This window comes from Pseudomonas rhizoryzae, assembly GCF_005250615.1.
GTDB classification, from domain to species: Bacteria; Pseudomonadota; Gammaproteobacteria; order Pseudomonadales; family Pseudomonadaceae; genus Chryseomonas; species Chryseomonas rhizoryzae.
This window is the reverse complement of sequence record NZ_SULM01000009.1, coordinates 170,371-184,272: the sequence shown is the minus strand read 5'-3', so window position 1 is coordinate 184,272 and position 13,902 is coordinate 170,371. Positions and strand designations below refer to the sequence as shown.

Sequence of the window (13,902 nt, the reverse complement as noted above, 5' to 3'; positions counted from 1 at the left end):
CACCTCGTTGCGTCAAGAGACAATGACCAGTGAGGTGCTCATGCACGATCCCTTCGAAGCGTCCCTCAAGGCGCTGCTCAATACCCCAGCTCGGCCGCAAGACGAGGAGGGCGATGACCAGGCCCGCTTGCATCGGGTACTCAAGACGGCCAACCGCCAGGTCGGTGCCGGCGCGCTCTTCGATCTGATCGGACGGCACTGGGTATCCGCGCTGCTGATGGCGCTGGGCAATGGGGCGCCTCATTTGAAGCCGCGGTCGCGCCGCTCCGGGCGTACCGGTCCTTCTTCGCGGAGATCTTGAACTAGATGGAATTCGATATCTGGACCCAGAGCCTGCTATCCGCCATGACCACCCTGTGGAGCAAGGTGGCCGGCTTCATTCCCAACGTCCTCGGTGCCCTGGTGGTGATCCTGGCCGGCTTCGCGGTCGCCAAGATCCTCGATACGGTGCTGTCCAAGGTGCTGGCCAAGCTCGGCCTGGACCGCGTGCTGGCAGGCGCGGGAGTCACCAAGCAACTGGCCAAGATCGGTATCCGCATGCCGGTCACCACCCTCATCGGCCGGATCGTCTACTGGTTCGTCCTGCTGGTGTTCCTGGTCTCGGCGGCCGAGTCCCTGGGACTGCAGCGGGTGTCGTCCACGCTGGACGTCATGGCTCTCTACGTGCCGAAAATCTTCGGCGCTGCGCTGGTCCTCATCGTCGGCGTGTTGCTGGCGCAACTGGTCAGCGGTCTGGTGCATGGCGCAGCCGAGAGCGTCGGCCTGGATTACGCCGCCGGTCTCGGGCGCCTGGCCCAAGGCCTGGTCATCATCATTTCGATTTCGGTCGCCGTCGGACAGTTGGAGATCAAGACCGAACTGCTCAACATGGTCATCGCCATCGTCCTCACTGCCTTCGCCCTGGCTGCGGCACTGGCGCTGGGGCTCGGTAGCCGCGGCTTGGTCGCGCAGATTCTGGCCGGCATCTACGTGCGTGAACTCTATGAGGTGGGTCAGTGGGTGACCTTGGCCGAGGTCGAGGGTGAAATCGAGGAGATCGGTACCGCCAAGACCCTCATTCTGACTGAAGAGGGTGAGATCGTTTCGGTCCCGAATCGTCTATTACTGGAGGCCCAGGTTCGCAGTCGCTGACAGGGGGCGCGGAGATGGCTATCATGCCCGCCAATTTTTGGTAGCCATCTTCCGACTTGAACAAGCCCGCCCCTCACGCCTATGACCCGACTGCGCTCAGCGACGAAGAGCTGGTGCAGCGTGCGCATGGCGAACTCTTCCATGTGACGCGAGCCTACGAGGAACTGATGCGCCGCTACCAGCGCACTCTGTTCAACGTCTGTGCCCGTTACCTGGGGAACGACCGGGACGCGGACGATGTCTGCCAGGAGATCATGCTGAAGGTCCTTTACGGTTTGAAGAATTTCGAAGGCAAATCGAAATTTAAGACCTGGCTGTACAGCATTACCTACAATGAGTGCATCACCCAGTACCGCAAGGAGCGTCGCAAGCGGCGCCTGGTGGAGGCATTAAGCCTGGATCCGATGGAGGAAGCGTCCGAGGAGCGGGCGCCCAAGCTGGAGGAAAAGGGAGGAATGGATCGCTGGCTGGTCCATGTGGGGCAGATCGATCGGGAAATCCTGGTGCTGCGTTTCGTTGCGGAACTGGAGTTTCAAGAGATCGCCGATATCATGCACATGGGGCTTAGCGCCACCAAGATGCGGTACAAGCGGGCACTCGACAAACTGCGTGACAAGTTCGCAGCGGAAGTTGAGGGCTGACGGAATGAGTCTGCCGTAAGTTTTTGAACTTCACGAAAACTTGTTGTCGAAGCCTCCGGAGATTGCCGGAATTAGTACCACTAAAATGGGGATACAAAGGATGAAACTGAAGAGCACCTTGGGCGTCGTGATCGGCTCCCTGCTGGCAAGCGCCTCGCTGAGCGCCCTGGCACAAGGTCAAGGCGCCGTCGAGACCGAGCTGTTCGGTAGCCGTCTGTTCACTGACAGCTCCCGCAACATGACCAACGCCGACCTGTACGGCGGTTCCGTTGGCTACTTCCTGACCGACGACGTTGAGCTGGCGTTGTCCTACGGCGAGTACCACAACGCTCGTGGCGATCACGACCTGGGTCACAAGAACATCAAGGGCAGCCTGGCTGCGCTGGATGCCTACTACCACTTCGGTCAGCCCGGCGTCGGTCTGCGTCCGTACGTGTCTGGTGGCTTCGCTCACCAGTCCATCAGCAACCGCGACATCAACCAGGGTGGTCGTGACCGTTCCACTTACGCCAACGTTGGTGCCGGTCTGAAGTACTACTTCACCGAGAACCTGTACGCCCGTACCGGCGTGCAAGCCAACTACAACATCGACTACGGCGATACCGAGTGGAGCGCTGCTGTAGGTGTTGGTCTGAACTTCGGTGGTTCCACCAAGAAAGCCGTTGCCCCGGCTCCGGCCCCGGCTCCTGTTGCCGACGTCTGCACCGACTCCGACAACGACGGCGTCTGCGACAACGTCGACAAGTGCCCGAACACTCCGGCCAACGTCACCGTTGACGCCAATGGCTGCCCGGCTGCCGCCGAAACCGTTCGCGTCGAGCTGGACGTGAAGTTCGATTTCGACAAGGCCGTTGTTAAGCCCAACAGCTATGCCGACATCAAGAACCTGGCTGATTTCATGCAGCAGTACCCGCAGACCTCGACCACTGTTGAAGGCTACACCGACTCCGTCGGCACCGAAGCCTACAACCAGAAGCTGTCCGAGCGTCGTGCCAACGCCGTGCGTAACGTGCTGGTCAACCAGTACGGCGTGCAGGGCAGCCGCGTGAACGCCGTTGGTTACGGTGAGGCCCACCCGGTTGCTGACAACGCCACCGAAGCCGGTCGCGCTGTCAACCGTCGCGTAGAAGCCTCGGTCGAAGCTCAGGCCAAGTAATTCGCCTGATCCAGACACAAAAAAGCCCGCCTAGCGCGGGCTTTTTTGTGTCTGGGATATTTGAAGGGCGCCAGTCAGACCGGCAATAAAAAACCCCGCAGCTGCGGGGTCTTTTTCTTGCCGGAGCGGGATCAGCCGCGATCGTCCGGAATGTCGCGCTGGGTCACGCCGGTATACAGCTGGCGCGGCCGGCCGATCTTGTAGGGACCGGACAGCATTTCCTGCCAGTGCGAGATCCAGCCGACGGTACGGGCCATGGCGAAGATCACGGTGAACATGCTGGTCGGAATGCCGATCGCCTTGAGGATGATGCCGGAGTAGAAGTCCACGTTCGGGTAGAGGTTGCGCTCGACGAAATAGGAATCCTTGCGTGCCAGCTCTTCCAGGCGCATGGCCAGTTCCAGCTGCGGATCGTTGATGCCGAGTTCGACCAATACCTCATCGCAGGTCTTCTTCATCACCGTGGCGCGCGGATCGAAGTTCTTGTACACGCGATGGCCGAAGCCCATCAGCTTGAAGGGGTCGTTCTTGTCCTTGGCCTTGGCGACGAACTTGTCGATGTTGGAGACATCGCCAATCTCGTCCAGCATCTTCAGCACGGCTTCGTTGGCACCACCGTGGGCTGGGCCCCAGAGTGCGGCGATGCCGGCAGCGATACAGGCGAAGGGGTTGGCACCCGAAGAGCCCGCCAGGCGGACGGTGGAGGTGGAGGCGTTCTGCTCATGGTCCGCATGCAGGATGAAGATGCGGTCCATGGCGCGGGCCAGCACCGGACTGATCGGCTTTTCCTCGCACGGCGTGTTGAACATCATGTGCAGGAAGTTTTCCGCGTATCCCAGGTTGTTGCGGGGATACATCATCGGCTGGCCCATGGAGTACTTGTGCACCATCGCTGCCAGGGTCGGCATCTTGGCGATCAGGCGCATCGCCGAGATCTCGCGGTGCTGCGGATCGGTGATGTCCAGGGAGTCGTGATAGAAGGCCGAGAGGGCGCCGACCACACCACACATGATGGCCATGGGGTGGGCATCGCGGCGGAAACCGTTGAAGAAGTTCTTCAGTTGCTCATGAACCATGGTGTGGTTCTTGATGGTATCGACGAACTGCGTCTTTTCTTGTGCGTTGGGCAACTCACCCTTGAGCAGCAGGTAACAGGTCTCGAGATAGTCGGATTTTTCCGCCAGTTGCTCGATGGGATAGCCGCGATGCAGCAGGATGCCCTTGTCACCATCGATGTAGGTGATCTTGGACTCGCAGGACGCGGTGGACATGAAGCCCGGGTCGAAGGTGAACACACCAGTGGAGGTGAGGTTGCGAACATCGATCACGTCCGGGCCAAGCGTGCCGGACATAACGGGCAGGTCAACCGGATCCGCTCCCGAGATGATCAACTGCGCTTTCTTGTCAGCCATTAGGCCTCCTTATTTTGCTTTGAAATCATCAATAAACCCTCCACTCAGGGCCTCGCCCACTATAGAGGGATAAATTTGAAAGTCAATTTACGAAAATATCCGCCTAGAGGGGCTTTATGGCCGGATTGTGCGGCGAAAAGACATTAACACGCAGGCTTCTGAATATCAGCTGGCGACGTCGGAATCGGGCATCCGCGTTTGTCATGAGTAGGCTAACTGTCTATAATTCTCGCCCGACCGTACCGGGTCGGCGAGCCTGATGCCGAGCGGTCGACGCTTCGATCCAGAAGCGTGTAGCAGATGTGGGATCTCCTATAACTAGCCCGACCGCAATTGGGCCCTCAGTGTGAAAGAAGCCGTGAATAGCAAACGACCTGTAAACCTAGATCTCAGGACCATAAAACTTCCTATCACAGCTTATACCTCGATCCTTCACCGTATCTCCGGCGTCATCCTGTTTCTCGGCATCGCGGTAATGCTCTATGGGCTGCACCTGTCGCTGGGTAGCGAGGAAGGCTTCGATCAGGTGAAAGCTTTTCTGGCCTATCCGCTGGTCAAGCTGGTGATCTGGGGTCTGCTGTCCGCGTTGCTCTACCACCTGGTCGCCGGCATCCGGCACCTGATCATGGACGGCGGCGCCGGCGAAACCCTGCAGGGCGGCAAGCTGGGTGCGCAGCTAGTGCTGGTCATTTCCGCAGTTCTGATCATTCTGGCAGGGGTTTGGGTATGGTAACCAACGTCACCAATCTTTCGCGTTCCGGTCTCTACGACTGGATGGCTCAGCGGGTTTCGGCAGTCGTTCTCGCGGCTTATTTCCTCTTCCTGATCGGCTTCCTGATCCTTCACCCAGGGCTCACCTTCGAGCAATGGCACGGCCTGTTCTCCCACACCCTGATGCGCATCTTCAGCCTGTTGGCGCTGGTGTCCATCTGCGTCCATGCGTGGGTCGGTATGTGGACCATCTCCACCGACTACCTGACCACCATGGCGATCGGTAAGGGTGCTACCGCCGTGCGTTTCCTGTTCCAGGCGGTATGCGGGTTCGCGATGTTCGCGTTCTTCGTCTGGGGCGTGCAGATCTTCTGGGGTGTTTGATCTATGTCCACAATTCGTCATATTTCGTTTGATGCCATCATCGTAGGTGGTGGCGGCGCCGGTATGCGCGCGGCCCTGCAACTGGCCCAGTCCGGTCACAAGACCGCGGTGATCACCAAGGTCTTCCCGACCCGTTCCCACACCGTGTCCGCCCAGGGCGGCATCACCTGCGCCATCGCTTCGGCCGACCCGAACGACGATTGGCGCTGGCACATGTACGACACCGTCAAGGGGTCGGACTACATCGGTGACCAGGACGCCATCGAATACATGTGCTCCGTTGGTCCGGAAGCGGTCTTCGAACTCGAGCACATGGGGCTGCCGTTCTCTCGTACCGAGCAGGGCCGTATCTATCAGCGCCCCTTCGGCGGTCAGTCCAAGGACTACGGCAAGGGTGGCCAAGCCGCGCGTACCTGCGCCGCGGCCGACCGTACCGGTCACGCTCTGCTGCACACCCTCTATCAGGGCAACCTGAAGAACAACACGGTGTTCCTCAACGAGTGGTACGCCGTGGACCTGGTCAAGAACCAGGATGGCGTCGTGGTCGGCGTTATCGCCATCTGCATCGAGACCGGCGAAACCGTCTACGTCAAATCCAAGGCTACCGTGCTGGCTACCGGCGGTGCCGGTCGTATCTACGCCTCCACCACCAATGCCCTGATCAATACCGGTGACGGCGTGGGCATGGCCCTGCGCGCCGGCGTGCCGGTGCAGGACATCGAGATGTGGCAGTTCCACCCGACCGGCATCGCCGGCGCCGGGGTACTGGTCACCGAAGGTTGCCGCGGTGAAGGCGGCTATCTGATCAACAAGCACGGCGAGCGCTTCATGGAGCGTTATGCGCCCAACGCCAAGGATCTGGCCGGCCGCGACGTGGTCGCCCGTTCCATGGTCAAGGAAGTACTGGCCGGCAACGGCTGCGGTCCCAATGGCGACCACGTGCTGCTGAAGCTGGACCACCTCGGCGAAGAGGTGCTGCACAGCCGCCTGCCTGGCATCTGCGAACTGTCCAAGACCTTCGCCCACGTCGATCCGGTCGTCGCTCCGGTCCCCGTGATCCCGACCTGCCACTATATGATGGGCGGCATCGCCACCAACATCCATGGCCAGGCCATCACTCAGGACGCCAACGGCAACGACAAGATCATCGAAGGCCTGTTCGCCGTGGGCGAAGTGGCTTGCGTGTCCGTGCATGGCGCCAACCGCCTGGGTGGCAACTCGCTGCTGGACCTGGTGGTCTTCGGTCGTGCGGCTGGTCTGCACCTGGAGAAGGCGCTCAAGGACGGCATCGAGCACCGCGGTGCGTCGGAAAGCGATCTGGAAGCCTCGTTGCAGCGCCTGTCCGGCGTCAACGAGCGCACCACCGGCGAAGACGTCGCTACCCTGCGCAAGCAGCTGCAGACCTGCATGCAGAACTACTTCGGCGTATTCCGTACCGGCGAATACATGCAGAAGGGTATCGCTGAGCTGGCGCAGCTGCGCGAGCGTATCGCCAAGGTCAAGATCAACGACAAGAGCCAGGGCTTCAACACCGCCCGCATCGAGGCGCTCGAGCTGCAGAACCTGCTCGAAGTGGCCGAGGCGACCGCCATCGCCGCCGAGAACCGCAAGGAGTCCCGTGGTGCTCACGCTCGCGAAGACTTCGAGGAGCGCGATGACGAGAACTGGCTGTGCCACACCCTCTATTTCCCCGGTGAAAAGCGGGTCAGTAAGCGTGGAGTCAACTTCGCGCCCAAGACCGTACCGATGTTCGAACCCAAGGTTCGGACTTACTAAAGGTGACCACCATGTTGAAAGTCAGCGTATATCGTTACAACCCGGATCAGGACGGCCTGCCGTCCATGCAGGAGTTCCAGGTCGATACCGGTGGGAAGGACCTCATGGTGTTGGACGTCCTGGCTCTGATCAAAGAGCAGGATGAAGGCTTCTCCTACCGTCGCTCCTGCCGCGAAGGCGTCTGCGGCTCCGACGGTATGAACATCAACGGCAAGAACGGCCTGGCGTGCATTACGCCGCTGTCGTCCGTGGTCAAGAACGACAAGCTGGTGGTGCGTCCGCTGCCGGGTCTGCCGGTCATCCGTGACCTCGTCGTCGACATGAGCATCTTCTACAAGCAATACGAGAAGGTGAAGCCGTTCCTGCAGAACGAGACCCCGGCACCGGCCATCGAGCGTCTGCAGAGCCCGGAAGATCGCGAGAAGATCGACGGTCTGTACGAGTGCATTCTGTGCGCCTGCTGCTCGACGTCCTGCCCGTCCTTCTGGTGGAACCCCGACAAGTTCCTCGGCCCGGCCGCGCTGCTGCAAGCCTATCGTTTCCTGGCTGACAGCCGCGATACCAAGACCCAGGAACGCCTGGCTGCCATGGACGATCCGTTCAGCGTGTTCCGCTGCCGCTCGATCATGAACTGCGTGGCGGTCTGCCCCAAGGGGCTGAACCCGACCAAGGCCATTGGCCATGTGCGGGCGATGCTGCTGCAGAGCGGTACCTGATCCACGTCCCGCCCGGCCAGTTGTGCCGGGCGGGTTCGTTAGCGACCTTGATAGCTTGATTCAACCAACGTCCATTCAGGGATACCCGGAACAGCATCCGGGCATTGGCGCAGCCGCAGTGAGGCCGGGTTCCACGCAGGAAACGGGTCATCGGTTGATGCTATCTCTGCCGAAGGGGTGATCTAGATGCACGAAAGTCAGATGCAGCAACTGTGGGACAGCGCTCACCTGTCCGGCGGCAACGCTGCTTACGTGGAAGAGCTCTATGAGCTGTTTCTGCACGATGCGAATGCCGTTCCGGAAGAGTGGCGCACCTACTTCCAGAAGCTGCCCGCGGTAACCGGTAACTCGCCGGACGTCGCACACTCTGCGATTCGCGATCACTTCGTTCTGCTGGGCAAGAACCAGCGCCGAGCTCAACCGGTGTCTGCCGGTACCGTCAGTTCCGAACACGAGAAGAAGCAGGTCGAAGTCCTGCGTCTGATCCAGGCGTTCCGTCTGCAAGGCCATCAGGCCGCCCAACTCGACCCGTTGGGTCTGTGGAAGCGTCAGCCGCCTGCCGATCTGCTGCTGAATCACTACGGCTTGACCGATGCCGACCTGGATACCACCTTCCGTACCGGTGAATTGTTCATCGGCAAAGAGGAAGCAACTCTCCGCGAAATCCGGGATGCGCTGCAAGAGACATATTGCCGCACAGTGGGTGCGGAGTTCATGCACATCGTCGATTCCGAAGAGCGTCGCTGGTTCCTTCAGCGCTTGGAAAGCGTCCGTGGCCGCCCCCAATATTCCGCCGAAGTTCGTACCCATCTGCTGGAGCGCCTGACGGCTGCCGAAGGCCTGGAAAAGTACCTGGGCACCAAGTATCCGGGCACCAAGAGATTCGGTCTGGAAGGTGGCGAGAGCCTGATTCCGCTGATCGACGAGATCATCCAGCGTTCCGGCTCCTATGGGGTGAAGGAGCTGGTGATCGGCATGGCCCACCGGGGTCGCCTGAACGTGCTGGTCAACACCCTGGGCAAGAACCCGCGCGATCTCTTCGACGAGTTCGAAGGCAAGAAGCTGGTCGAACTGGGTTCCGGTGACGTGAAGTATCACCAGGGCTTCTCGTCCAACGTCATGACCCAGGGTGGCGAAGTCCACCTGGCGCTGGCGTTCAACCCCTCGCACCTGGAGATCGTCTCTCCAGTAGTGGAAGGGTCGGTGCGTGCCCGCCAGGATCGCCGTGGCGATCGCAGCGGCGACAAGGTCGTGCCCATCGCCATCCACGGCGACGCCGCCTTCGCGGGCCAGGGCGTGGTCATGGAAACCTTCCAGATGTCGCAGACCCGTGCCTACAAGACCGGTGGCACCCTGCACATCATCATCAACAACCAGGTGGGTTTCACCACCAACCGCCAGGAAGACGCGCGCTCCACCGAGTACGCCACCGACGTCGCCAAGATGATCCAGGCGCCGATCTTCCACGTGAACGGCGACGATCCCGAAGCGGTGCTGTTCGTCACCCAGCTGGCGGTCGACTACCGCATGCAGTTCAAGCGTGACGTGGTCATCGACCTGGTCTGCTACCGCCGCCGCGGCCACAACGAGGCCGATGAGCCGAGCGGCACCCAGCCGCTGATGTACCAGCAGATCGCCAAGCAGCGTACTACCCGCGACCTCTACGCAGATGCCCTGACCCAGGCTGGCGTGGTATCCAGCGAGCAGGTTCAAGAGCAGTTCGAAGCCTACCGCGGTGCCCTGGACGAAGGTCGCCACGTAGTGGCCAGCCTGGTCAAGGAGCCCAATCGCGATCTGTTCGTCGACTGGAAACCCTACCTGGGCCACGCCTGGACCGCACGCCATGACACGCGCTTCGATCTGAAGACCCTGCAGGAGCTGGCCAACAAGCTGCTGCAGATTCCGGAAGGCGTCGTGGTGCAGCGCCAGGTCGGCAAGATCCTCGAGGATCGGCAGAAGATGACCGCCGGTGGCCTGCCGCTGAACTGGGGCTTCGCCGAGACCATGGCTTACGCCACCCTGCTGCATGAAGGCCATCCGATCCGTATCACCGGTCAGGACGTTGGTCGTGGCACCTTCTCCCACCGGCATGCGGTACTGCACAACCAGAAGGACGCCGTGCCTTACGTGCCCCTGCAGCATCTGGCGGATAACCAGCCTTCGTTCGAAATCTACGACTCCTTCCTCTCCGAGGAAGCGGTGCTGGGCTTCGAATACGGCTACGCCACCACCACGCCCAACGCGCTGGTGATCTGGGAAGCCCAGTTCGGTGACTTCGCCAACGGTGCCCAGGTCGTCATCGACCAGTTCATCACCAGCGGCGAGATCAAGTGGGGTCGCCTGTGCGGCCTGACCATGCTGTTGCCCCATGGCTACGAGGGCCAGGGTCCGGAGCACTCCTCGGCACGCCTGGAGCGTTACCTGCAACTGTGCGCCGAGCAGAACATTCAGGTCTGCGTGCCGACCACCCCGGCGCAGATCTACCATCTGCTGCGTCGCCAGGTGATCCGTCCGCTGCGCAAGCCGCTGGTGGTGCTCACGCCCAAGTCGCTGCTGCGTCACAAGTTGGCCATCTCGACCCTGGAAGATCTGGCCCATGGCTCCTTCCAGACCGTGATCAACGAACTGGACCCCATCGATGCCCAGCAGGTCAAGCGCCTGGTGCTGTGCAGCGGCAAGGTCTACTACGACCTGCTGGAAAAGCGCCGCAGCGAGAATCGTCAGGACATCGCCATCGTCCGCCTGGAACAGCTCTACCCCTTCCCGGAAGACGATCTGGCCGAAGTCCTGGCTGGCTATCCGAACCTCGAGCGCGTGGTCTGGTGCCAGGAAGAGCCGATGAACCAGGGCGCCTGGTACTGCAGCCAGCATCACATGCGCCGCGCCGTCTCCGCCTACAAGGCCGGTCTCGGCCTGGAGTACGCCGGTCGCGATGCCTCGGCAGCCCCGGCTTGCGGCTATGCCTCCATGCACGCCGAACAGCAGGAAAAACTGCTGTCGGATGCCTTCACTATTTGATTCGCCACGCGACTACCACAGATCATTAAGGAAATTCATAGAATGGCTATCGAGATCAAAGCCCCTACCTTCCCTGAATCGGTCGCCGATGGCACCGTCGCCACCTGGCACAAGAAGCCGGGCGAAGCCGTCAAGCGTGACGAGCTGCTGGTGGACATCGAGACCGACAAGGTCGTCCTGGAAGTAGTGGCTCCTGCCGATGGTGTCCTGGCCGAAGTCATCAAGAACGAAGGCGATACCGTGCTGAGCGAAGAAGTCATCGCTCGCATCCAGGAGGGCGCCGCTGCCGCCGCCCCGGCCGCTCAGCCAGCGGCTGCCAGTGCCCCGGCCGCCGCTCCGGCGGCCGCTGGTAGCGACGAGGATCCGATCCTGGCCCCCGCCGCGCGCAAGATCGCCGAAGAGAACGGCATCGACCCGGCTACCCTGGTCGGTACCGGCAAGGGCGGTCGCGTCACCAAGGAAGATGCCGTGGCTGCCGTCGAGGCCAAGAAGTCCGGCGCCGCCGCTCCGGCTGCCAAGCCTGCCGCTGCCGCCGCTCCGGTGGTGACCGCCGCGGGTGACCGCACCGAGAAGCGCGTGCCCATGACCCGTCTGCGGGCCAAGGTCGCCGAGCGCCTGGTTGAAGCCCAGTCCAGCATGGCCATGCTGACCACCTTCAACGAAGTCAACATGAAGCCGATCATGGACCTGCGCTCCAAGTACAAGGACATGTTCGAGAAGAAGCACAATGGCGTGCGTCTGGGCTTCATGTCCTTCTTCGTCAAGGCCGCCACCGAGGCGCTCAAGCGTCAGCCGGGCGTCAATGCCTCCATCGACGGCAATGACATCGTCTACCACGGCTACCAGGACATCGGCGTCGCCGTGTCCAGCGACCGTGGCCTGGTGGTTCCGGTGCTGCGCAACGCCGAGTTCATGAGCCTGGCGGAAGTGGAAGGCACCATCGCCGACTTCGGCAAGAAGGCCAAGGCCGGCAAGCTGACCATGGAAGACATGCAGGGCGGTACCTTCACCATCTCCAACGGTGGTGTCTTCGGTTCGCTGCTGTCCACCCCCATCGTCAACCCGCCGCAGACCGCGATCCTGGGCATGCACAAGATCCAGGAACGCCCCATGGCGGTGAACGGCCAGGTCGTCATCCTGCCGATGATGTATCTTGCGCTGTCTTATGATCATCGCCTGATCGATGGCAAGGAAGCCGTGACCTTCCTGGTCACCATGAAGGACCTGCTGGAAGATCCGGCCCGTCTGCTGCTGGACATCTGATCCGGCTCTCGCGGTGCGGGGCAGGGGCCACGCACCGCTTCAAGTTTCCATGCCTGAAGCTGCTCCAAGGGGATTAGTGTATGAGCGACAAATTCGACGTAGTGGTGATCGGCGCCGGCCCTGGTGGCTACGTGGCCGCCATCCGCGCCGCGCAGCTGGGCCTGAAGACGGCCTGTGTCGAGCGCTACAAGGGCAAGGAAGGCAAGATCGCCCTGGGCGGTACCTGCCTGAACGTGGGTTGCATTCCGTCCAAGGCGCTGCTGGACAGCTCCTACAAGTACCATGAGGCCCACGAGGGCTTTAAGGTGCACGGCATCGATGCGCCGAACGTCACCATCGACGTACCCACCATGATCGGCCGCAAGGACCAGATCGTGAAGAACCTCACCGGCGGCGTGGCCACCCTGTTCAAGGCGAACGGCGTGACCCTGCTGGAAGGCAACGGCAAGCTGCTGTCCGGCAAGAAGGTCGAAGTCACCGGCCTGGACGGTAACGTGCAGGTGGTCGAGGCCGAGAACGTCATCCTGGCCTCCGGCTCGCGTCCCATCGACATCCCCCCGGCTCCGGTGGACCAGAAGGTCATCGTCGACTCCACCGGCGCCCTGGAATTCCAGAGCGTGCCCAAGCGTCTGGGCGTGATTGGTGCCGGCGTCATCGGCCTGGAACTGGGTTCGGTCTGGGCCCGCCTGGGTGCCGAAGTCACCGTGCTGGAAGCCCTGGACAAGTTCCTGGTCGCCGCCGATGACCAGGTCTCCAAGGAAGCCTACAAGATCCTCTCCAAGCAGGGTCTGGACATTCGTCTGGGCGCCCGGGTGACCGGCTCCCAAGTCAACGGTGAAGAAGTCACCGTCAACTACACCGAAGGCGGTGAAGAGAAGCAGATCACCTTCGATCGCCTGATCGTTGCCGTGGGCCGGCGTCCGGTCACCACCGACCTGCTGGCGTCCGACAGCGGCGTGGAAAGCGACGAGCGTGGCTACATCTACGTCGACGACTACTGCGCCACCAGCGTGCCGGGCGTCTATGCCATCGGTGACTGCGTACGCGGTCTGATGCTGGCGCACAAGGCCTCGGAAGAGGGCGTCATGGTCGCCGAGCGCATCGCCGGTCACAAGGCCCAGATGAACTACGATCTGGTGCCCTCGGTGATCTACACCCACCCGGAAATCGCGTGGGTCGGCAAGACCGAGCAGGCCCTGAAGGCCGAAGGCGTCGAAGTCAACGTCGGTACCTTCCCCTTCGCGGTCAGCGGTCGTGCTCTGGCAGCCAACGATACCGCCGGCTTCGTCAAGGTCGTGGCCGATGCCAAGACCGATCGCGTCCTGGGCGTCCATGTGGTTGGCCCGAGCGCGGCAGAGCTGGTCCAGCAGGGCGCCATCGCCATGGAATTCGGCTCCAGCGCCGAAGACCTGGGCATGATGGTGTTCTCGCACCCGACCCTGTCCGAGGCGCTGCACGAAGCGGCTCTGGCGGTGAACGGTCATGCGATCCACGCCGTGAATCGCAAGAAGCGGTAAGAGATTTACGGAACCACGGGGTCGCCGACCGCCGTGGAGCCCTTGGGCTCCACCGCAGGAAGGCGCCTCGGACCCCTGCGCAGTAGGGGTCACAGGTGGCGCGGTGCCCGTGACCGTCCGGAGGACGGCGCGGAGAACGCACAGCGTCTAATGCGCAATACCCAACGAAGACGGTAG

General features: G+C 61.7%; 12 protein-coding genes. 11 read left to right on the top strand and 1 reads right to left on the bottom strand.

Annotated elements, in window-relative coordinates; genetic code table 11:
- Positions 1-40: 40 nt before the first annotated feature.
- The 4 genes from FAZ11_RS16550 (at position 41) to FAZ11_RS16535 (ending at position 2,928) form a co-directional block, all read left to right on the top strand.
- Positions 41-301, top strand: coding sequence for a hypothetical protein (locus FAZ11_RS16550; RefSeq protein WP_058793577.1), 261 nt, complete (start codon positions 41-43; stop codon positions 299-301).
- A gap of 5 nt (positions 302-306) precedes the next feature.
- On the top strand, positions 307-1,131 hold the full coding sequence (locus FAZ11_RS16545) for a mechanosensitive ion channel family protein (RefSeq protein ID WP_058762477.1): 825 nt from the start codon (positions 307-309) through the stop codon (positions 1,129-1,131).
- A gap of 56 nt (positions 1,132-1,187) precedes the next feature.
- Positions 1,188-1,772 (top strand): RNA polymerase sigma factor SigX, encoded by a 585-nt coding sequence (sigX, locus tag FAZ11_RS16540; RefSeq protein WP_058762476.1) that lies wholly within the window; start codon positions 1,188-1,190, stop codon positions 1,770-1,772.
- Positions 1,773-1,872: 100 nt separating this feature from the next.
- A complete protein-coding gene (locus FAZ11_RS16535; protein ID WP_058762475.1) occupies positions 1,873-2,928 on the top strand; it encodes an OmpA family protein in 1,056 nt (351 codons plus the stop codon).
- Positions 2,929-3,059: 131 nt separating this feature from the next.
- Here FAZ11_RS16535 and gltA read toward each other — a convergent pair whose 3' ends face one another.
- Positions 3,060-4,340 (bottom strand): citrate synthase, encoded by a 1,281-nt coding sequence (gene gltA / locus FAZ11_RS16530; RefSeq protein ID WP_058762474.1) that lies wholly within the window; start codon positions 4,338-4,340, stop codon positions 3,060-3,062.
- 346 nt (positions 4,341-4,686) lie between these two features.
- On the opposite strand from gltA, the gene sdhC reads away from it, so the two are divergent.
- From sdhC to lpdA, 7 genes are all read left to right on the top strand, one after another.
- Positions 4,687-5,073, top strand: a complete 387-nt coding sequence (sdhC, locus tag FAZ11_RS16525; protein ID WP_167497019.1) for a succinate dehydrogenase, cytochrome b556 subunit — start codon at positions 4,687-4,689, stop codon at positions 5,071-5,073.
- The gene (sdhD, locus tag FAZ11_RS16520) at positions 5,067-5,435 is read left to right on the top strand and encodes a succinate dehydrogenase, hydrophobic membrane anchor protein (RefSeq protein WP_058762472.1); all 369 of its coding nucleotides are present in this window, start codon (positions 5,067-5,069) and stop codon (positions 5,433-5,435) included. Before sdhC ends, sdhD begins: the two co-directional genes overlap by 7 nt.
- A gap of 3 nt (positions 5,436-5,438) precedes the next feature.
- Entirely contained in the window at positions 5,439-7,211 is a 1,773-nt protein-coding gene (sdhA, locus tag FAZ11_RS16515; protein WP_058762471.1) for a succinate dehydrogenase flavoprotein subunit, read from the top strand.
- 11 nt (positions 7,212-7,222) lie between these two features.
- The gene (locus tag FAZ11_RS16510) at positions 7,223-7,927 is read left to right on the top strand and encodes a succinate dehydrogenase iron-sulfur subunit (protein WP_058762470.1); all 705 of its coding nucleotides are present in this window, start codon (positions 7,223-7,225) and stop codon (positions 7,925-7,927) included.
- Between the two features lie 186 nt (positions 7,928-8,113).
- Positions 8,114-10,945, top strand: a complete 2,832-nt coding sequence (locus tag FAZ11_RS16505; protein ID WP_058767091.1) for a 2-oxoglutarate dehydrogenase E1 component — start codon at positions 8,114-8,116, stop codon at positions 10,943-10,945.
- A 42-nt stretch (positions 10,946-10,987) separates the two neighbouring features.
- Positions 10,988-12,208, top strand: a complete 1,221-nt coding sequence (gene odhB / locus FAZ11_RS16500) for a 2-oxoglutarate dehydrogenase complex dihydrolipoyllysine-residue succinyltransferase (RefSeq protein WP_058762468.1) — start codon at positions 10,988-10,990, stop codon at positions 12,206-12,208.
- A gap of 80 nt (positions 12,209-12,288) precedes the next feature.
- Positions 12,289-13,725, top strand: coding sequence for a dihydrolipoyl dehydrogenase (gene lpdA / locus FAZ11_RS16495; protein ID WP_058767092.1), 1,437 nt, complete (start codon positions 12,289-12,291; stop codon positions 13,723-13,725).
- The last annotated feature ends 177 nt before the right edge of the window (positions 13,726-13,902 follow it).